This window comes from Microbacterium sp. ISL-59 (assembly GCF_018613945.1).
Taxonomy (GTDB): domain Bacteria; phylum Actinomycetota; class Actinomycetes; order Actinomycetales; family Microbacteriaceae; genus Microbacterium; species Microbacterium oxydans_B.
Window position 1 is genome coordinate 509,403 of sequence record NZ_JAGGPG010000002.1, and the last position, 18,870, is coordinate 528,272.

Below are 18,870 nucleotides of genomic sequence, written 5' to 3' on the forward strand. Positions count from 1 at the left end.
ACTCGACGAACGGAGAACCCCGATGAGCGTCCGAGCGGTCGCGGCGGTCGACCTCGGCGCGACCAGCGGGCGCGTGATGATCGGGCGGATCGGCGACGGGAAACTCGACCTCGAGCTCGTGTCGCGGTTCCCGAACGGACCGGTCGAGCGCGCAGACGGACTGCACTGGGACTTCGGCGCCCTGTACGACCACGTCGTGGCGGGACTCGCCGAGGCCGTGCGCCGTGAGCCGCGCATCGAGAGCATCGGCATCGACTCGTGGGCCGTCGACTACGGTCTGCTGAAAGACGGCGAGCTGCTCGCAGAGCCGTTCCACTACCGCGATGAGCGCTCTGCGCGTGGCGTCGACGAAGTGCACGCGATCGCGCCGTTCGCCGAGCTGTATCAGCGCAACGGCCTGCAATTCCTGCCGTTCAACACGCTGTACCAGTACCGCGTCGACGAACGACTCGCCAAGGCCGATACTGCGCTCCTGATCCCCGACCTCATCGCCTTCCTGCTCACCGGTGTCGCGGTGGCCGAGCGCACGAACGCCTCGACCACCGGGCTGCTGGGCGTCGAATCCGGCGACTGGGACGACGAGCTGGCCGGTCGCCTCGGCATCCCGTCGCGCATCCTGCCGCCGCTCGTCGATCCCGGCACGACCATCGGCCGCCTTCGGCCCGAGCTCGTGGCGACCATCGGCATCGACCTGCCCGTGATCGCGGTCGGCTCGCACGACACCGCATCGGCCGTCGTCGCCGCTCCCCTGTCGACACCGCACTCCGCGTACATCTCCTGCGGCACGTGGGGCCTGGTCGGCGTGGAGCTCACGGAGCCGGTACTGACGGATGCCGCTCGCACCGCGAACTTCACCCACGAACTCGGCGTGGACGGTCGGTACCGGTTCCTGCACAATGTCACGGGCCTCTGGCTGCTCAGCGAGACCGTGCGCGCCTGGGAGGCCGAAGACGGTTCACGCATCGATCTGCCGGAGCTGCTCGCCGCGGCATCCGCAGTCACCGGCGACGTGCCGGTGTTCGATGCGAACGACTCGTCGTTGAGTGCGCCCGGCGATATGCCAGGGCGGATCGCGGCAGTCCTCGGCGACCATGCCCCGAGCTCACGACCGGCGTTCACCCGTTCGATCGTGGAGTCGATCGCCGTGGCCTTCGCGGACGCCGTGCAGACGGCCGCGGACCTCTCCGGCCGCGAGCTCGACAGCATCCATCTCGTGGGCGGCGGATCGCTCAACCGACTCCTGTGCCAGGCCACGGCCGACCGCACGGGGTTGCCGGTGCTCGCGGGTCCGGTCGAGGCGACGGCTCTCGGCAACGTGCTCGTCCAGGCCCGGGCCCTCGGCGCCGCACCCGCGTCGCTCGAGGAGCTGCGCGCCGTGGTCGCCGCGACGCACGCTCCGACGCGCTTCGACCCGCGCTGACCCGCGCCGACCCGCTCTCGCGCTCCGCGGGGTCCACGCCTCGGGCGGAGTTCTCGCCGTCGGGCGGACGATCGCGGGGCAGACCTCCGCCCATCGCCGAGAAGTCCGCCCGACGCCGAGGCCCACGCGAAGAGACCCCGGGGCGTACGCGAAGAGGACCCGAGCCACACGTGAAGAGGGCGCCGGAGCCGAAGCCCCGACGCCCTCTCGCGAGGCGACTCAGAAGTCGAAGTCGCCGATGTTGTCCGCGTTGAACACGAACGGGTCTCCCAGCAGGACCACGCCGTCGGCGCCGACCTCATACTCGCCGAGGTCGCCCGCCTCGAAGGTGTCGCCCTCCTTGCCGGTGATGTCGCCCTCGACCAGTGCCTTGGCCGCGAAGGCCGAGAGGTAGCCGAGGTCGGCCGGGTTCCACAGCGCGAACGAGGTGACGGTGCCATCCTCCACGTACTCGCGCATCTGGTTCGGCGTGCCGAGCCCGGTCAGCGCGACCTTGCCCTTGTAGTCCGACGTGGAGAGGTAGCGCGCCGCTGCCGCGATACCGACCGTGGTCGGCGAGACGATGCCCTTCAGCTCGGGGTGGCTCTGCAGCAGGGCCGCCGTCTTGTCGAACGACGTCTGGTCTTCGTCGTCGCCGTAGACGGTCTCGATGATCGTGATGTCGGGGTAGTCGCTCGCGACGTACTCCTTCATCAGCTCGATCCAGGCGTTCTGGTTCGTGGCGTTGGCCGATGCCGACAGCACGGCGATCTCGCCCGCTCCGCCGATCTGCTCGGCGATCTGATCGATCTGCACCTTGGCGATTCCCTCGGAGTCGGCCTGGTTGATGAACAGGTCGCGGCACTCGGGGTTGGTGTCGGAGTCGAAGGTGACGACCTTCACTCCGGCGTCCCGTGCCTCGTTGAGCGCGTCACAGATGGCCTTCGGGTCGTTCGCCGAGACGACGAGCGCGCCGACCGCCTGCTGCGTGGCGGTGTTGATGTAGCTCACCTGGGCGTCGGGCGTGGCCTCGGCCGGGCCGACCTCGGCGAACGTGCCACCGAACTCCTCGACGGCCTTCTTGCCACCCTCGCTGGAGGTGTCGAAGTACGGGTTTCCGAGGTTCTTGGGCAGGAACGTGATCGACAGGTTGTCGGATCCGCCGCCCTCTCCGGAGCCTGCGTCGCCCGACCCGCTGCCGGTGTCGGCGCAGCCGGTCAGCACGAGCGCTGCGGCGACGGCCACGGCGGCGAACGCCGAGACCCTCTTGCGTGCAAACGTCATTGTTCTTCCTTTCGTGATGATCACCGCGGGCGGATGCCGACGGCGAGAGGCTGCCTCATGGTGCGGGAGAGGCTGCGACGCGGGGCGGTGGTCCGGCCTTCGCACGGACGCGCTGCGCCCAGGCGAGGACGCTGGCTGCGACGACCGAGAAGATCAGCAGGCCACCGGTGATGATGTTGATGACGTCGGAGGTGACTCCGGCGAGACGGAGCCCGCTGCCGAGCACCCCGATCAGGAGCACCGCCGCGACGACACCGTGCAGATGCCCACGGCCGCCGAACACCGACACGCCGCCGAGGACCACGGCCGCGATGACCTGGAGCTCGAGCCCGGTGGCGTTGTCGCCGCGGGCGCTGCCGAAGCGCAGCGTGTAGAAGATGCCGGCGAACGCCGCGACCACACCCGACAGCATGAAGAGGATGAACTTCGTCCGCTCGACGTGCACACCCGAGAACCGGGCCGCGTCCTTCGAGAGGCCGATCGCGTAGATCCCCCGGCCGAACGGGGTGAAGTGCAGCATCACCACGAAGATCGCGAGCAGGATCAGGAACGGGATCACGATGTAGGGGATCGTGGTGCCGGCGATCTTCGCCTTCGCGAGTGCCGTCCACATCTCCGGGAAGTCCGTCACCGCGGTGGTCCCGAGCAGGCCGACCGCGAGTCCGCGGAACAGCGCCAGCGTGCCGATGGTGACGGCGAGCGATGGCAGCCCGACGACCGTGACGAGGAAGCCGTTGAACGCTCCGCCGATCATGCCGACGGCGAGCGCAGCGAGGGCGGCGACCTCGAACGGCGCGCCCGACTCGGTGAGCACACCTGTGACGACGCTGGCGAGGCCCACCATCGAACCGACCGAGAGGTCGATCTCGCCGGTGATCATGACGAGGGTCATCGGCAGGGCGATCAGCAGGATCGGGGCGACGTCGAGCAGCAGGTAGTTGACGGTGATGGGCTGCGCGAACCCGCGGATCGTCACGACGGACACGAGCACGACCAGCACGAGCAGGCCGATCGTCGCGAACTCGCGGTTGATGAGGATGCGCCGCCACAGGGGCCGGTCGTAGTCCCGGATCACCCGGACCCCGGAGGTGGTGGTCGTCGTGGTCATGATTCGTCCCTTGCCTCGATGAGCTGCCGTTTCTGTCGTACGGCGAGCAGCCGGTCGAGCACGATCGCTCCGATGATGAGCACGCCCACCACGGCGCGCTGCCAGAAATCGGGGATGCCGAGGATGGGCAGGGCCCGGTTGATGGTCATCAGCAGCATCGCGCCGATGGCCGCACCCCACACGGATCCGACGCCGCCGGTGATGGCGATACCGCCGATGACGGCCGCACCCACGGCATCCAGCTCCCAGCCCGACCCGACCTGCGAGCTCACCGATCCGTATCGCGTCACATAGAACACACCCGCGAGTCCCGCCAGAGCCCCGGAGAGCACGAACGCGCTGAGCACCCGGCGGGTGGTCTTGAGGCCGTAGAGTTCGGCGGCTCCCGGGTCGGATCCGATCGCGTAGTACTCGCGGCCGCCGCGGGTGTTGCGCATGTACCAGGCGGCGAGCGCCAGCACGATGATCGCGACGATGGAGAGCACCGGGATCGTGAGGATCTGCTGCGTGCCCAGGCGCAGGAAGTCCTTCGGGAGGTCGGAGGGGTGCACCTGGTCGCTGCCGGTCCAGAGCACGTTGATGCCGCGGTAGGCATACAGCGTGCCCAGCGTGATCACCATCGCCGGCACCTTGGCGAAGGCCACCAGCGCGCCGTTCACCAGCCCCAGGAGAGCGCCGAAGATCACGGCGGCGATGACGACGATCGGGATCGGGATGCCGGGCACGTCGATGAAGAGCCGTCCGGTCAGGAATGCGGTGAGCCCCATGACCGAGCCGACCGAGAGATCGACGTTGCGGGTGATGATGACGATCGCCTGTCCGACGGCCACGAGCACGAGGATCGACGGCGTCAGCAGCAGGTCGCGCCACCCGTCGGCGCTGAACAGGAAGTTCGGGTTCTTCACGGTGGCCGCGACGACCACCAGGACGAGGGCGGCGAAGATGCCGAGTTCGCGCGCGCGTCCGATGCCGCCGGGCTTCTTCGCGAACGCGGGTGCCGGTGCGGCCAGTGCCGTGGTGCTCATGCGTGCTGCTCCGATGCGTGCGTGGCGGCGAACATGACGTTTTCGCTGGTGGCGTCCTCACGGTCGAGCTCGGCGGTGATCCGGCCCTCGCGCATGACGAGCACGCGGTCGGCCATGCCGAGCACCTCGGGGAGTTCGGACGAGATCATCAGGATCCCCATCCCCTCGCCCGCCAGCTGCGAGAGCAGCCGGTGCACCTCGGACTTGGTGCCGACGTCGATACCTCGGGTCGGCTCGTCGATGATGAGCACTCGCGGGTCGGTAGCCAGCCACTTGGCCAGCACGACCTTCTGCTGGTTGCCGCCGGAGAGGGTGGCGGCCACGGTGTCGAGCGCGTGCGTCTTGACCTCGAGGCGAGACGCCCAGATCTTCGCCGCACGGTTCTCCATGCCGGTGGTGATCAGGCCCCACTTGGCGAGATTGCGACGGATGGCGAGGGTGATGTTGCCGCCGACGCTCGCATCGATCACGAGGCCCTGCTTGCGCCGATCCTCCGGCACGAGGGCGAGGCCGTTGCGCATGGCGGCGGTGGGGTTGCGGCGCGGCACACCGGCGCCGAGCATCCGCACTTCGCCCTCGCGGTAGCCGTCTACACCGAACACGGCCCGGGCGACCTCACTGCGGCCGGCGCCGACGAGTCCGGCGAGCGCGACGATCTCGCCCGCGCGCACCGTGAAGGAGATGTCGTGGAAGACGCCGGGGCTGGTGAGCCCGCGCACCTCGAGGAGCGGTTCGCCGATCTCGGCCGCCTGCTTCGGGAAGAGTTCGGTGACGTCGCGTCCGACCATCTGCCGCACGAGGTCGTCGACCGTGGTCTCGGCGATGGGCGTCGTGTCGATGTAGGCACCGTCGCGCATGACGGTGACCGTGTCGCACAGGTCGAACACCTCGTCGAAGCGGTGCGAGATGAACAGGATCGCGCGGCCCTCGTCGCGCAGGCTCCGCGCGACCGCGAACAGCCGATCGACCTCGACGCCGCTGAGCGCAGCGGTCGGCTCGTCCATGATCAGCACACTGGCGTCGAGCGAGATGGCCTTCGCGATCTCGATGATCTGCTGGTCGGCGATCGAGAGGCCCTCGGTGATGCGGTCGGGATCGAGCGCGACGCCGAGGCGACGGAAGATCTGGTCGACCTCGGTGCGCATGGCCTTGCGGTCGATTCGACCGAGAGCACCCGTCGGCTGGCGACCCATGAAGATGTTCTCGGTGACCGAGAGGTCGGGGAAGAGCGTCGGCTCCTGGTAGATCACCGCGATGCCCGCGGCCTTCGACTGGGCGGTGCTCGTGAAGTCGACGTCTTCGCCGTGCAGACGGAAGTCGCCCGAGTCACGGCGGTAGAGCCCGGCCATGATCTTCACGAGCGTCGACTTGCCGGCGCCGTTCTCGCCGATGAGGGCGTGGATGGACCGCGACTGCAGCGTGAGGCTTCCGGAGCGCAGCGCGATGACGGGCCCGAAGGACTTCACGACACGGTGCAGCTCGAGCGCGGTGGGGGGAGCACTGCGGGCGGGTGCTTCGTCGACCACGGGCTTTCCTCTCCGTTGAGGGGGATGATTGTGCGGAATGAATCTACCTGAATCGATTCAGGCGGGTTTCAGGCTAGTGTATGTGATGCGAGCCGCAGGTCAAGCCCCGATGCTCGAACCGTGATCCGCCCGACGACGAGAGGAGAGCCGTGCCGGTCAGCATCCGTGATGTCGCCCTCCGCGCCGGGGTGTCCGTCGGCACCGTCTCGAACGTTCTCAACCGTCCGGAAGAGGTCTCCAGCGATTCGGTGGCGCGCGTGAGTCGGGCCATCGAGGAACTCGGGTACGTGCGCAACGACGCCGCCCGCAAACTGCGCGCCGGCATCAGCACGACCGTCGGCTTCGTGGTCCTCGACGGGCAGAACCCGTTCTACAGCGACGTGGTGCGCGGCGCCGAAGATGAGGCGTCCAGTCACGGGATCGCGATCCTCTACGGCAACACCGACGACGACCCCTCCCGCGAGAAGGTCTACCTCGACCTCTTCCGCGAGCAGCAGGTGCGTGGCCTCCTGATCGCCCCGTACGGCGATGTCATGACGCAGCTGCGCCGCTTCCGGGCCAGCGGGATCGCCACCGTGCTCGTCGACAGGTTCAGCGCCGACAGTGGATTCTCCTCGGTCTCCGTCGACAGCGTCGCGGGCGGACGTCTCGCGGTCGAGCACCTCATCGAGGCGGGACGGCGCCGCATCGCCTTCGTCGGCGGCCCGTTCGACATGCGTCAGGTCACCGACCGACTCGCCGGGGCGCGCGCCGCCGCCGAGAACGCCTCCGTGCACGTCGACCTCGAAGTCGTCCCCACCTCGGCCATGACGGTGGAGGAGGGAGCCGCCGCCGGAGCGAAGCTGCTCACCCGCCCGCGCCGCGAATGGCCGGACGCGCTGTTCGCCGCGAACGACCTGCTGGCGCTCGGTCTGCTGCAGTCGCTCGTCGCCGGCGGCCGGGTGCTCGTCCCGGACGAGATCGCGCTGATCGGTTTCGACGACATCCCCTTCGCCGCGGCCGCCGCGGTGCCGCTCTCATCGATCCGACAGCCCAGTCGGATGATCGGGCGCACGGCCCTGCGCATCGTGCTCGAAGAGGCCTCCGACCCGGAGAGCATCCCCCGGCAGACCGTGTTCCCGCCGGAACTGATCGTGCGGCGCTCGACCACCGGCTGACCCGAGACCCCGCAATCATCTTCGCCGGTTGGTCCTTGAGGGCAGGGCCACGCTTGCAGCGGCGGACCGAGGTGGACGGTCGCTTCTGTACCCCGCTCGGCAAGAAGAGAATGCCGATATGTAGCGCACAGCGGCGGAGCTTCGGGATCGAGCCGCGCGAGGATCCGAAAACACGGGGAATCCGCACGAATTGGGCCCCCGCGGCCGCATGCTCCACATCTGAGGATCGACGCTTGTCCCCCATGCGGCCTACAGACGACGGGGAACCGGCGTGCGAGTGTCCCGGTTCAGGGCGCGAATCTTGCGCGTCGTCGACTGAGAAGAGAAATCCATGTTGAAGCTCAAACCCCTTGCCCGGATGTGTGTCGCCACGGTCGTCACCGCAGCTATGTACATCGGTGCGGCCTCACCGCCAGTAGCGGCTGACCCCGGCGACGAAACAAGCGCCCTCGAGGTAATTGAAGCGGCCACTCCTGGAGCTGATCACGCGGCTGTGCTCACCGCACAAGAAAGCACGAGCACCGAAGAGTACGTCTCACATGTTCCCCTCATGGACACCGTCATCACCATCCCGATGGACGCGTCCGCCGGGGTTCTCCTCGACCAAGGTAGCGACGTCGTGACGATTGGACTTCCCAACGCAGCAGAAGCATCGGCTGGCGTTGCTGACGAGGACGGTCTCGTGCACTACGACAATGCGGACGGGTCCACCACTGTCCCACTGGTGCGTGAGGATGGAGCTGTACAGATCACGACCCTGATAAACGATTCGTCCGCGCCGACGCGCTACGAGTACCCGATTGTCGTTGCCGATGGCGGCCAGCTAATCGATGTGGGAGAGGGCTTCTTCGCCATCCTTGACGCGACCGGCCAGCCGACGGCCATGACCCCCCTGCTTGGGCCACGGACGCGAGCGGTCGTGACGTGCCCACCCGATACGAACAGGTAGGGGATACCTTGGTTCAGGTCGTTGAGCACAGCGCCGATTATGCGTATCCGATCGTTGCTGATCCTGCTGTGAGGGGGAACCTCATCACAGCCGTCGGCTTCAAGCAGAGCAGCTCCGGTATAACGGTAAGCGTCACGCCGCGCTCTGGCTGGGCGATCACGCCGTTCTCTAACTGGTGGGCCGAGTACAAGCTTTGGGTCGCCTCGTGGTACGAGGGCAACAAGTTCTACAACCAGCTGCGATGCCACGTCGACATCGCGCCGTTCAAGTCACCGTGGAACCTCGACGCTTGGCGGCCTGACGTAAGCTACAGCAACGTCTTGGCCGCAGCCTGCAACCCCTAGGAGCGATCATGAAACAGCACACCCGATGGGTGATGATCGGTATCGGGTTCGTCGGGGTCGCAGTCATCGTCCTCGCCTGTGTCCTGGCGATTGCTGAGGGCTATGTCTCGGACGCAACACACGCAACCGGAAACCTCGCCTCGGCTGCTCTCACGTTCCTTCTCGGCGCATGTCTCATGTTCATAGGATTCGGCAGCATTCTCTTCCGTAGGCAGTGAACTGATATCTGCGGTGCCACGTCCGGCTGTGGCACCGCAGATATGCACCACCAACCATTTCGCCGACTACCCCTTCACCGCACCCCCGAGCCCGGCCGAGCGCAGGAACACCGACTGGAAGATCAGGAACATCGCGATCGGGATCAGCGTCGCGATCGCGAGGGCAGCGAGGAACACGTCGAGCTCGGTCTGCGACTGCACGGCGGGCAGCCGCACCGACAGCGGCTGCACCGACGGGTCGGGCAGCACGAGCATGGGCCAGAGGTAGTCCTTCCACGCGGCGATGATCGCGAACACCGAGACCACGCCGAGGATCGGCTTCGACATCGGCAGCACGATCGACCAGAACAGTCGGAAGGGCCCGGCACCGTCGGTGCGCGCGGCCTCGAAGACCTCACGAGGCAGACTGTCGAAGAACCGCTTGACCAGCAGGATGTTGAACGCGTTCGCCCCCATCGGCAGCCACACGGCGAGGTAGTTGTTGAGCAGGCTCACATCCCCCAGCAGCGGCGGATGCACGATCGTCAGGTACAGCGGCACGAGCAGCACGATGCCGGGGATGAACAGCGTCGCCAGCACCAGCGCGTTCAGGATCGGCGCGTACTTCGGCTGCAACACCGAGAGCGCATAGCCCGCGGTCGTCGCGATGAACAGCTGCACGAACCAGGCGCCGAGCGCGATGATCACCGTGTTGAAGAAGTACTGGTCGATGTGGATGTCGTTCCACGCGGTCGACAGGTTCTCCCAGTCCATGCCATTCGGCCACAGCGCGAACGGCTGCTGCAGGGTGTCCTGCGTCGGCGTGATGGCCGACTTCGCGAGCCACAGGATCGGGCCGAGGCCGGCGACGACCAGCCCGACGGTGAGGAACACATGCGTGATCGACATCCCGACGCGGATGCCGGGGCGCCGGCGCTCGGAGTCGGAGATGACCGTGCGATCTCCGACGCGGTCGGCGGCCTTCTCTGCCGCCTTCTCCGCGGCACGGGTCGACAGGCGGGTGGTGAGACTCACGTCGTGCTCCAACGGTCGGTCAGCTTGAAGTACAGCCAGGAGAGCAGGGCGAGGACGATGGCGAGCAGCACCGAGACGGCCGTCGCCTCTCCGTAGTCGCCGCCCAGGCTGTTGCGGAAGGCCTTGTCGTAGATGTACAGCAGCACGGTCTTGGTCGCTCCAGCCGGACCGCCGCCGGTGAAGAGGAACGGTTCGAGGAAGACCTGCGCGGTGGCGATCACCTGCAGGATCAACATGATGAAGAGGATGCCGCGCAACTGCGGCAGCGTGACGTGCCAGATCTTCTTCCCGATGCCGGCGCCGTCGACCTCGGCCGCGTCGTACAGCTCGGGCGGCACGCCCAGGAGCGCGGCCAGGTAGATGATGATCGAACCTCCGGCTCCCGCCCACGTCGCCTCGAGCACGAGCGAGGGCATGGCCTGCACGGCGTCCTGGATCCACGGCTGCGGAGGGATGCCGACGAACCCGAGCACGGTGTTGAACACACCGGACGGGTCGGCGCTGTAGAAGAACTTCCACAGCAGCACCGCCACCACGGGCGGGATCACGACCGGGAGATACGCGAGCGCCGAGTAGATGCCCTTGCCGCGGCGCACCTCGCTCATCAGCACGGCCATGAGCAGCGGCAGCGGGAAGCCGAACAGCAGAGCGAGCACGGCGAACCACAGGGTGTTGATCACGGCGCGGCCGAGTTCGGGGTCGCCGATCACGGCGAGGTAGTTGTCGAATCCGACCCACTCGGACACGATCAGGTTCGTCTTCTGCAGGCTCATGATCACCGACTGCACGATCGGCGACCACGAGAAGAACACGAACACGAACAGCATGGGGAGCACGAACAGGAGGTTCGCGAGCCCGCCGCCGCGGAACCACGTGAGCGGTGAGCGGCGGCGGGAACGGCGCACAGCGGGCGGCGGAGAGTCCTCCACCGCCGCCCGCTGCTCGGAGAGCGTCATCGTCATGGAGCGTTACTCGTCGAGCTTCGCCTGCGCATCGGCCTGCACCTGGGCGAGCAGCGCGTCGATGTCGGCGTTCTGATCGGTCAGGACGGTCTGCACCGCGGTGTCGAGGAGTGCGTAGACCTCCTGCGTCTTCACCTTCGGCTCACCGACCGGCGTCTGGTCCCAGATGCGGTCGCTGAACGGCGCCATCTGGTCGACCGGCACGTTGATGTAGTCGGCGATCCACTCCTGCGACTCGTCGTACAGCTCGCGGCTGAGCACGGGAAGCAGCGGGGTACCCACGGCCTGCCCGGACTCGTTCAGGGTCTTCGCGTCGAGCACTGCGGCATCCTTGTCCATGAGCTTCTGCATGTAGTACCAGTCGATCCAGGTCACCGCTGCGGCCTTCGTCGTGTCGTCGACCGTAGGGCTGATCACGGCGATGTCGCCGCCACCGAGAGTGCCGGGGTCATCGCCCTCCATCGGCACGACCGTCATGCCGTAGATGTCCGAGTCCATGCCGAAGTCCCGCACCAGCGCGGTGTAGATGTCCGAGCCCGAGGTGTACATCCCGATGTTGCCGGCCGCGAACTCCTGGTTGATGGTTCCCCAGTCGAGGTCGACCTTGGAACCGAAGGCGTTGTCCTCCCACTTCACGTCGTGCAGGAACTGCAGCGCGGCCTTGGTGGCGTCGTTGTCGATCGTCGACTCCGCCGTGCCGTCGCCGTTGTCGGTCTGCGTGCGGCCGCCGCGCGCCACCGTCTGCGAGGTGAGCTGCCAGCCGCCGGTGTTGTTGATCGCCATCTGCGCGTAGCCGGCCTTGCCCGTGGCATCCGTGATCTTCTTGGCCGCTTCGCGGATCTCGTCCCACGTCTCCGGCGGGCTGTCGGGGTCGAGCCCGGCCTGCTCGAACAGGTCGCGGTTGTAGTGCAGTGCGGCCGCATACGCCTGGCGCGGGAAGCCGTAGATCTTGCCGTCGTCTCCTGTGACACCGTCGAGGATGATCGGGTTGAACTTGTCGGTGTAGCCGAGCTCCTCGATCGCGTCGGTGACGTCCGTCAGCTGCCCGTTCTCGAGCAGCGTCTTGGAGTCGGTGAACGGCACGGTGAAGACATCGGGCAGGCTTCCGCCGGCGAGCTGCACGGCGAAGGTCGGGCCCTCCCACTCGTACTCGACACCCACGATGTCGATGTCGGGGTGCTCCTTCTCGAACTGCTTCTCCTGTTCGGCGAACGCCTCATAGGCGGCCGCATCGGCTCCCGGGGGGAACGTCGCGACCCGCAGCTCGGTCTTGCCGTCGGCGCTGTCGCTGCCGCTCGACGAGCAGCCGGCGAGGGCTCCGACCGTCGTGAGCACGGCGACGCCGGCGACGAGGGCTTTCATCGGTGACTTCATTGTCTGTGTCCTTCCAGGTGGTGCTGATCGGGTGGTGCAGGGCTAATCGGTCGCTCGCGACGAGACCGCCGACGGGCGGAGCGCGAGCCAGGCGGTGGAATCCGGGGGCAGCGCACCGTCGAGCGGGGCGCTGGCGAGAAGCACCTCGTGGTGCGCGGGGAGGGGCACCGGCACGGCGCCGAGGTTGGTGATGCTGACGGTGCCGTCGCCCCGGCGGAACGCGAGGACGTCCGCTCCGAGCTCCAACCACTCCAGATCGCTGCCGGTGAAGTCGGCGATCTGCGTGCGCAGGGCGATGGCCGCGCGGTACAGGTTCAGAGTCGAGGAGGGGTCGGCATCCTGCGCTTCGACGGTGAGCGTCACCCAGTCGTCCGGCTGCGGAAGCCACGGGGTGCCGCCGAAGCCGTAGGGGGGCGCCGTGCCCGCCCAGGGCAGTGGAACGCGGCATCCGTCGCGTCCCGGATCGACACCCCCGGAACGGAAGTGCATGGGGTCCTCGATCGCGTCGAGCGGCAACTCCACCTCGGGCAGACCGAGCTCGTCCCCCTGGTAGATGTAGAGGCTGCCCGGGAGAGCGGCGACGAGCAGCGAGGCCGCGCGGGCCCGGCGCGCGCCTCGAACCGCGTCCGTCGGGGTGCCGAACCTCTTGCGCTCGAACGCGAACGACGAATCGGCCTGCCCGTACCGCGTGACCGGCCGGGTGATGTCATGGTTCGAGAGCACCCAGGTCGCGGGCGCGCCGACGGGCGCGTGCTCGGCGAGGGTGCGTGTGATGGAGTCACGCATCGCCTGGGCGCTCCACGGCTGCGTCATGAAGCCGAAGTTGAAGGCGGTGTGCATCTCGCCAGGGCGCAGGTAGCGGGCGAAGCGCTCTGCGTCGTCGAGCCAGACCTCTCCCACGAGCACGCGCTCGCCGTCGTACTCGTCGGCGACGGCACGCCAGTCGCGGTAGATGTCGTGCAGTTCGTCGCGGTCGATGTGCGGATGCCCCGAGGTCGGCGCCGTGCCGGCGGGGAGGTCCGGCAGCGCCGGGTCCTTGACCGGGAGGGCGGCCGAGTCGATGCGCACCCCGGCGACACCGCGGTCGAACCAGAAGCGCAGGACGTCTTCGTGCTCGCGCCGGACATCGGGGTGGTTCCAGTTGAGGTCGGGCTGCTGCGGCGTGAACAGGTGCAGGTACCACTCCCCCGCAGTGCCGTCGGGGTTCCGCGTGCGCGTCCACGTCTCACCCTGGAAGCTCGACACCCAGTTCGTCGGCATCTCTTCGCCGTCTGCGCCCCGCCCGGGGTGGAACCAGAAGCGCTCGCGCTCCGGGCCCCCCGGCTGGGCCGCCAGCGCCTGCTGGAACCACGCGTGCCGGTCGGAGATGTGGTTCGGCACGATGTCGACGATGGTGCGGATGCCGTACTCGAGCGCCTCGGCGATCAACTGCTCCGCCTCCTCCAGCGTGCCGAAGCGCGGGTCGATGAGCCGGTAGTCCTGCACGTCGTAGCCGCCGTCGGCGAGCGGGCTCTGGTACCACGGCGTGAACCAGAGGGCGTCGACACCGAGGCTCTTCAGGTAGGGCAGCCGTGAACGCACGCCGGCGAGATCGCCGATCCCATCGCCGTTGCCGTCCGCGAAGCTGCGCACGTACACCTGGTAGATCACCGCCGTGCGCCACCATCCCTCGCCCGAGGGCATGGTCAGAGTGCGTGCGGGTGCGGCCGTGCGCAGAACGTCGGTGTCCACGAAACTCCTCGTCGTCGGTGGCGATGAGTTGAATGTAGCTTTTCTTAACGTTCCACGCAAGAACTAAACAGATTATTGGAATTTTGCAGTCATTTGCGGGCGCACGGAAGACCGCGTCTTCCGGATGCCGGTCAGGCCAGCGGCCCCGTCGAGGCGCGCAGCACCAGCTCGGGCTCGAACAGCAGCTCGTCGCTCGGCTGGGAGGTGCCGGCGATCTGCGCGAGCAGCAGCGCGATGATCGCGCGCCCCATCGACTCGATCGGCTGCCGCACCGTGGTCAGCGGCGGCTCGGTGCAGCTCATCAGCGCCGAGTCGTCGAACCCGACGATGCTGACGTCTCCCGGCACCGACAGCCCCGCGCGACGTGCGGCACGCACCGCCCCGAGTGCCATCGGATCGCTCGCGCACACGATGGCCGTGGCGCCGGCGGCGAAGAGTCGCGCCGCACCGGCCTGCCCCGATTCGAGCGAGTACATGCCGCGCACGACGAGGTCATCCGAGAGCGGCGCTCCGAGCTTCTCGAGCAGGCGGCGCGCGGACTCGAGCTTGCGCTGGGAAGGCACGTGATCCTGCGGCCCCAGCAGCAGCCCGATGCGGCGATGCCCCAGCTGGTGCACGTGCAGGACCGCCTGCTCGGCAGCAGCCGCATCGTCGGTCGAGACGGTCGCGAATTGCAGTTCGGGGACGCGGGCGTTGACGAGCACGGTCGGCAGATTCACCTGTCGCAGCCGCTCGTAATGCTGGTGGGCGGCATCCGCCTGCGTGTAGTTGCCGCCGAGGAAGATCACCCCGGACACCTGCTGCGCGAGGAGCAGGTCGACGTAGTCCGATTCGGTCACCCCGCCGGCGTTCTGCGTGCACAGCAGCGGGGTGTACCCGTTCTGCGTGAGTGCACCTCCGACGATCTCGGCGAACGCGGGGAAGATCGGGTTCTGCAGCTCGGGCAGCACCAGGCCGACCAGGCGCGCGCGCTCGCCGCGCAGCTTCGTCGGGCGCTCATAGCCGAGCACGTCGAGGGCGGTCAGCACCGCCTGCCGGGTGGCATCCGAAACGCCCGGCTTGTCGTTGAGCACACGGCTGACCGTGGCTTCACTCACTCCGACCTTGCGCGCCACCTCGGCGAGTCGCTTCGACATGGGGTCAGTGTACGCAAATTCTTGCAAGAACGCGCAAACGGGTTGCGCGGAGGCAGTCGCGACTCAGCGGACGTTGCCGTTGGAGCAGGTCTCCTGAGCAGCAGAGTTGCCCTTGATCGAGTCCGGCAGCGCCACGACGTTGTCCGGCGTGGCGGAGGGGTCCGGCGTCGCCTCTTCGACCGGCGCCGTCGGCTCCTGCACGACCACACCGTCGTTGCTGTTGTTCTGGTGGGTGATCTGCAGCTGCGCGTTCGCCTCGATCGCATCCCAGAGCGCCGCGGCCGCTTCCTCGTTGGGGACGACCTTGTTCGGGTCGGCGTAGTCGGCACCGGTCGGGTACTGCACGAAGACGATGTCCTCGAACGGCACCGACTTCACGGCGAGCGCGATCTGGACGAGCGTCATCGGGTTGTTCGCCAGCGACGTGCTGGCCTTGAGGTTACTCAGAGCGGTGTTGGCGAGCTTGAGCATGACGGGGACGTTGCCCAGCACCTCGCCGCTGATCATCTTGCGGGCGAGGCTCGACATGTACTGCTGCTGGTTACCGATACGGCCCAGGTCGCTGCCGTCGCCGACACCGTGACGGGTGCGAAGGAACTGCAGCGCCTGCAGGCCCTCGACGGTGTGCGTTCCCGCGGTCATGTCGAGACCCGTGTAGCGGTCCTTGATCGGATTCGCCAGGCACACGTCGACGCCGCCGATGGCGTTGGTGATCTCGATCACACCGCCGAAGGTGACGGCTGCCGCGAACTGGATCTCTTGGCCGGTGAGCTCGGAGATCGTCTGCACCACGCAGTTCAGTCCGCCGTCCGTATAGGCCGTGTTGAGCGGCTGCTTGCTCATCGCCGAGTGCACGTTGCCTTCTTCGTCCGTGCACTCCGGGATGGGCAGCATCAGGTCGCGCGGGAAGCTGACGACGGTGATCCGGCGGGGCTCCTGGGAGACGTGCACCAGCAGGTTGACGTCGTTGAGTGTGCCCTCGGCGTCGCCCCCGGTGCACCGTTCACCGAAGAGGTCCTTGTACTTCTCCTCGCAGGTGTCGACACCGGTGAGGACCAGGTTGAAGCCGCTCTCGTACTCGCCGATGTCCGGCGGGATGACTTCCTGGCCGTCCAGGTCGACGGCGTTCGCCGCGACCGTGCTGGAGAAGTCGTAAGCGATGTACATCGCCACGCCGAACCCGCTGACGAGAACCACTGCCAGACCGATCGCGATGAACTTCAGCAGCTGGCTGAGCGAGCTCGGCGTCGCGAGTTGACCGTGTCGTGCGATGGTGCGGCGGCGGGTGTTCTCGCTCACACGGGCCCTTTCGGATTCAGCACCGGTGCGGGGTCACCGTGCTCAGTATGCGGAGGGTGTGGGATTCGAACCCACGAGACATCTCTGCCCACTGGTTTTCAAGACCAGCTCCATCGGCCGCTCGGACAACCCTCCTCGACAGACGTATCTGTCGACAAGGCGTGAGTCTAGCCGAGTTCTATTCTCCCCCGCTGACCTGGGCGGGCGCTGGAAGCGTGTCGAGCGCCTGCGCCAGACCGCCGTCCTCGACGTCGGCGGTGACCTCGCTCGCGGCTTCCTTCACCACGTCGGGAGCCTGCCCCATCGCCACGGCCCGTCCCTCGAGGGAGCGCGCCCACCCGAACATGCCGATGTCGTTGCGCCCGTCGCCGGCGACCAGGATGCGTCCACTGTCGAGCCCGAGCTCGGTGCGCACCTGCTCCAACGCGGTGCCCTTGTCGACGCCCTGCGGGGCGATGTCCAGCCACGCGGTCCACCCGATCGCGTAGGAGACCTCGTTGAGGCCGGCATCCGCCACCAGGCGGTGGAAGTCGTCTTCGTCGTGACCGGGCGAGACGACCACGATGCGGGAGACCGGCAGCGCGGCGAGTTCGTCGAAGTCGACCTGTCGTCCGCCGTCGAGCGTCCAGTCGTCGAGCTGCTCGGTGAACAGCCGCTGCCCCGACGCGAGTTCGACCATGTACCTGGCGTCCGGAAGACGGTCGCGCAGCAGCCCGAGGACGGGCGTGGGGTCGAAGGTCTCGACGTTCCAGCGCTCCCAGTCGTCTCCGTCGCGGCGCATCGTCACGGCGCCGTTGGAGCACACGACGTAGTCGGCGGTCAGACCGAGCTCCTCGACGTAGCGGCGCGTGGCCATCCAGCTGCGCCCGGTCGCGATGGTCACCACGTGCCCGGCATCGCGCACGCGCGCGATGGCCTCGGGAACACCGGGACTCATGGTCTCGTCCTGCAGCAGGATGGTGCCGTCGACGTCGAGGCCGACCAGCCAGTGCCCCGTCATCGAGCAGCCCGCCCGTCGCCGAGGGGCAGGATCACTTCGAGGCCGCCGAGGTACGGGCGCAGCACCTCGGGCACACGCACCGATCCGTCGGCCTGCTGGTGCGTCTCGAGCAGGGCGACGATCCAGCGCGTGGTGGCGAGCGTCCCGTTCAGGGTGGCGACGTGCTGCGTCTTCGCGGAACCCTGGGCGGCAGCATCCGTCGCATCGACGGGCGGGCGGTGCCGGACGTCGAGTCGGCGCGCCTGGAAGGTCGTGCAGTTCGACGTCGACGTGAGCTCGCGGAACGCTCCCTGCGTCGGCACCCACGCCTCGATGTCGTACTTGCGTGCTGCGCTCGAGCCGAGGTCGCCCGCAGCGACATCGATCACACGGTAGGAGAGCCCGAGGGAGGTGAGCATCTCCTCCTGCAGCGCGACGAGGCGCAGGTGCTCCGCCTCGGCCTCCTCTGCGGTCGTGTAGACGAACATCTCGAGCTTGTTGAACTGATGCACCCGGATGATGCCGCGGGTGTCCTTGCCGTGCGAACCCGCTTCGCGGCGGTAGCAGGTCGACCAGCCCGCATAGCGGAGGGCGCCGTCGGCGAGGTCGACGATCTCATCCTTGTGGTACCCGGCGAGCGCGACCTCGCTGGTGCCGACGAGGTACAGGTCGTCGTCCTTGTCGAGGTGGTAGACCTCGTCGGCGTGCTCGCCGAGGAACCCGGTGCCCTGCATGATCTCGGGGCGCACGAGGGTCGGCGTGATCAGAGGCACGAACCCGTTCTGCAGGGCCTTGTCGAGCGCGAGGTTCATGAGGGCGATCTCGAGGCGGGCCCCGATGCCGCGCAGGAAGTAGAAGCGCGCACCGGAGACCTTCGCTCCGCGCTCCATGTCGATCGCGCCGAGGAGCTCACCGAGCTCGAGGTGGTCGCGCGGCTCGAAGTCGAATGCGGGCACCTCGCCCACCCGACGCAGTTCGACGAAGTCGGCCTCGCCGCCGGCGGGGACGCCGTCGACGACGACGTTCTCGATACGGGCGAGGGCTGCGGATGCCGCCTCCGCCGCCTCGTTCGCCGCATGCTGCGCCTGCTTCACGCGCTCGGCGAGGTCCTTCGCCTGCGCGACGAGGGCGGCCTTCTCGTCTTTGGGAGCCTTCGCGACCTGCTTGCCGAACGCGTTCTGCTCGGCGCGCAGCTCCTCGAAAGCGGAGAGTGCGGCCCGGCGCGATCGATCGGCCTCGAGTGCGACGTCGACGGTGCTCTGGTCGTTTCCACGGGCAGCCTGTGAACGGCGGACGATCTCCGGGTTTTCGCGGAGGAGTGCGAGGTCGATCATCTCCCAAGTCTACGGTGCCGTGCCGACGGCG

General features: G+C 67.8%; 17 protein-coding genes and 1 tRNA gene. 5 read left to right on the forward strand and 13 right to left on the reverse strand.

The features are described 5' to 3' along the window. Positions 1-22 precede the first annotated feature (22 nt). Complete coding sequence (locus tag J7E45_RS06635; protein WP_215068020.1) at positions 23-1,420, forward strand: rhamnulokinase family protein; 1,398 nt, start codon at positions 23-25, stop codon at positions 1,418-1,420. 219 nt (positions 1,421-1,639) lie between these two features. Here the strand turns inward: J7E45_RS06635 and rhaS are convergent, their stop codons facing one another. From rhaS to J7E45_RS06655, 4 genes are read right to left on the reverse strand one after another with little or no spacing between them, the layout of a single operon-like run. Beyond that, positions 1,640-2,683, reverse strand: coding sequence for a rhamnose ABC transporter substrate-binding protein (gene rhaS / locus J7E45_RS06640; RefSeq protein ID WP_215068022.1), 1,044 nt, complete (start codon positions 2,681-2,683; stop codon positions 1,640-1,642). Between the two features lie 55 nt (positions 2,684-2,738). After that, positions 2,739-3,791: an ABC transporter permease gene (locus tag J7E45_RS06645; protein WP_215068024.1), complete on the reverse strand. Its 1,053-nt coding sequence runs from the start codon at positions 3,789-3,791 to the stop codon at positions 2,739-2,741. Beyond that, positions 3,788-4,816: an ABC transporter permease gene (locus J7E45_RS06650; protein ID WP_091035687.1), complete on the reverse strand. Its 1,029-nt coding sequence runs from the start codon at positions 4,814-4,816 to the stop codon at positions 3,788-3,790. Before J7E45_RS06650 ends, J7E45_RS06645 begins: the two co-directional genes overlap by 4 nt. After that, positions 4,813-6,342 carry a sugar ABC transporter ATP-binding protein gene (locus tag J7E45_RS06655; RefSeq protein ID WP_215068026.1) on the reverse strand — a complete coding sequence of 510 codons (1,530 nt, stop codon included), beginning with the start codon at positions 6,340-6,342 and terminating at the stop codon, positions 4,813-4,815. Before J7E45_RS06655 ends, J7E45_RS06650 begins: the two co-directional genes overlap by 4 nt. Positions 6,343-6,491: 149 nt before the next feature. Between J7E45_RS06655 and J7E45_RS06660 the strand changes: the two genes are divergently transcribed. The 4 genes from J7E45_RS06660 (at position 6,492) to J7E45_RS06675 (ending at position 9,010) form a co-directional block, all read left to right on the forward strand. Continuing rightward, the gene (locus J7E45_RS06660) at positions 6,492-7,499 is read left to right on the forward strand and encodes a LacI family DNA-binding transcriptional regulator (protein WP_215068028.1); all 1,008 of its coding nucleotides are present in this window, start codon (positions 6,492-6,494) and stop codon (positions 7,497-7,499) included. Positions 7,500-7,830: 331 nt separating this feature from the next. Beyond that, positions 7,831-8,448 (forward strand): hypothetical protein, encoded by a 618-nt coding sequence (locus tag J7E45_RS06665; RefSeq protein ID WP_215068030.1) that lies wholly within the window; start codon positions 7,831-7,833, stop codon positions 8,446-8,448. Positions 8,449-8,456: 8 nt separating this feature from the next. Then, on the forward strand, positions 8,457-8,792 hold the full coding sequence (locus tag J7E45_RS06670) for a DUF2599 domain-containing protein (RefSeq protein ID WP_215068032.1): 336 nt from the start codon (positions 8,457-8,459) through the stop codon (positions 8,790-8,792). Positions 8,793-8,800: 8 nt separating this feature from the next. After that, positions 8,801-9,010, forward strand: a complete 210-nt coding sequence (locus J7E45_RS06675; protein WP_215068034.1) for a hypothetical protein — start codon at positions 8,801-8,803, stop codon at positions 9,008-9,010. 66 nt (positions 9,011-9,076) lie between these two features. Here J7E45_RS06675 and J7E45_RS06680 read toward each other — a convergent pair whose 3' ends face one another. From J7E45_RS06680 to serS, 9 genes are all read right to left on the reverse strand, one after another. Then, a complete protein-coding gene (locus J7E45_RS06680) occupies positions 9,077-10,024 on the reverse strand; it encodes a carbohydrate ABC transporter permease (protein ID WP_091035694.1) in 948 nt (315 codons plus the stop codon). Then, positions 10,021-10,986: a carbohydrate ABC transporter permease gene (locus J7E45_RS06685; protein WP_215068036.1), complete on the reverse strand. Its 966-nt coding sequence runs from the start codon at positions 10,984-10,986 to the stop codon at positions 10,021-10,023. The genes J7E45_RS06680 and J7E45_RS06685 overlap by 4 nt, the downstream gene beginning before the upstream one ends. 6 nt (positions 10,987-10,992) lie before the next feature. Beyond that, a complete protein-coding gene (locus J7E45_RS06690; protein WP_215068037.1) occupies positions 10,993-12,360 on the reverse strand; it encodes an extracellular solute-binding protein in 1,368 nt (455 codons plus the stop codon). 42 nt (positions 12,361-12,402) lie between these two features. Next, on the reverse strand, positions 12,403-14,043 hold the full coding sequence (locus J7E45_RS06695; protein ID WP_215069697.1) for a glycoside hydrolase family 13 protein: 1,641 nt from the start codon (positions 14,041-14,043) through the stop codon (positions 12,403-12,405). Positions 14,044-14,222: 179 nt separating this feature from the next. Beyond that, positions 14,223-15,227 (reverse strand): LacI family DNA-binding transcriptional regulator, encoded by a 1,005-nt coding sequence (locus J7E45_RS06700; protein ID WP_215068038.1) that lies wholly within the window; start codon positions 15,225-15,227, stop codon positions 14,223-14,225. A 63-nt stretch (positions 15,228-15,290) separates the two neighbouring features. Then, on the reverse strand, positions 15,291-16,526 hold the full coding sequence (locus J7E45_RS06705; protein ID WP_215068039.1) for an LCP family protein: 1,236 nt from the start codon (positions 16,524-16,526) through the stop codon (positions 15,291-15,293). Positions 16,527-16,576: 50 nt separating this feature from the next. Continuing rightward, positions 16,577-16,661: transfer RNA gene (locus tag J7E45_RS06710), tRNA-Ser, on the reverse strand. Positions 16,662-16,704: 43 nt separating this feature from the next. Next, positions 16,705-17,526 carry an HAD family hydrolase gene (locus J7E45_RS06715; RefSeq protein ID WP_167634067.1) on the reverse strand — a complete coding sequence of 274 codons (822 nt, stop codon included), beginning with the start codon at positions 17,524-17,526 and terminating at the stop codon, positions 16,705-16,707. Next, positions 17,523-18,839: a serine--tRNA ligase gene (gene serS, locus J7E45_RS06720; RefSeq protein ID WP_215068040.1), complete on the reverse strand. Its 1,317-nt coding sequence runs from the start codon at positions 18,837-18,839 to the stop codon at positions 17,523-17,525. The genes J7E45_RS06715 and serS overlap by 4 nt, the downstream gene beginning before the upstream one ends. Positions 18,840-18,870: the final 31 nt, after the last annotated feature.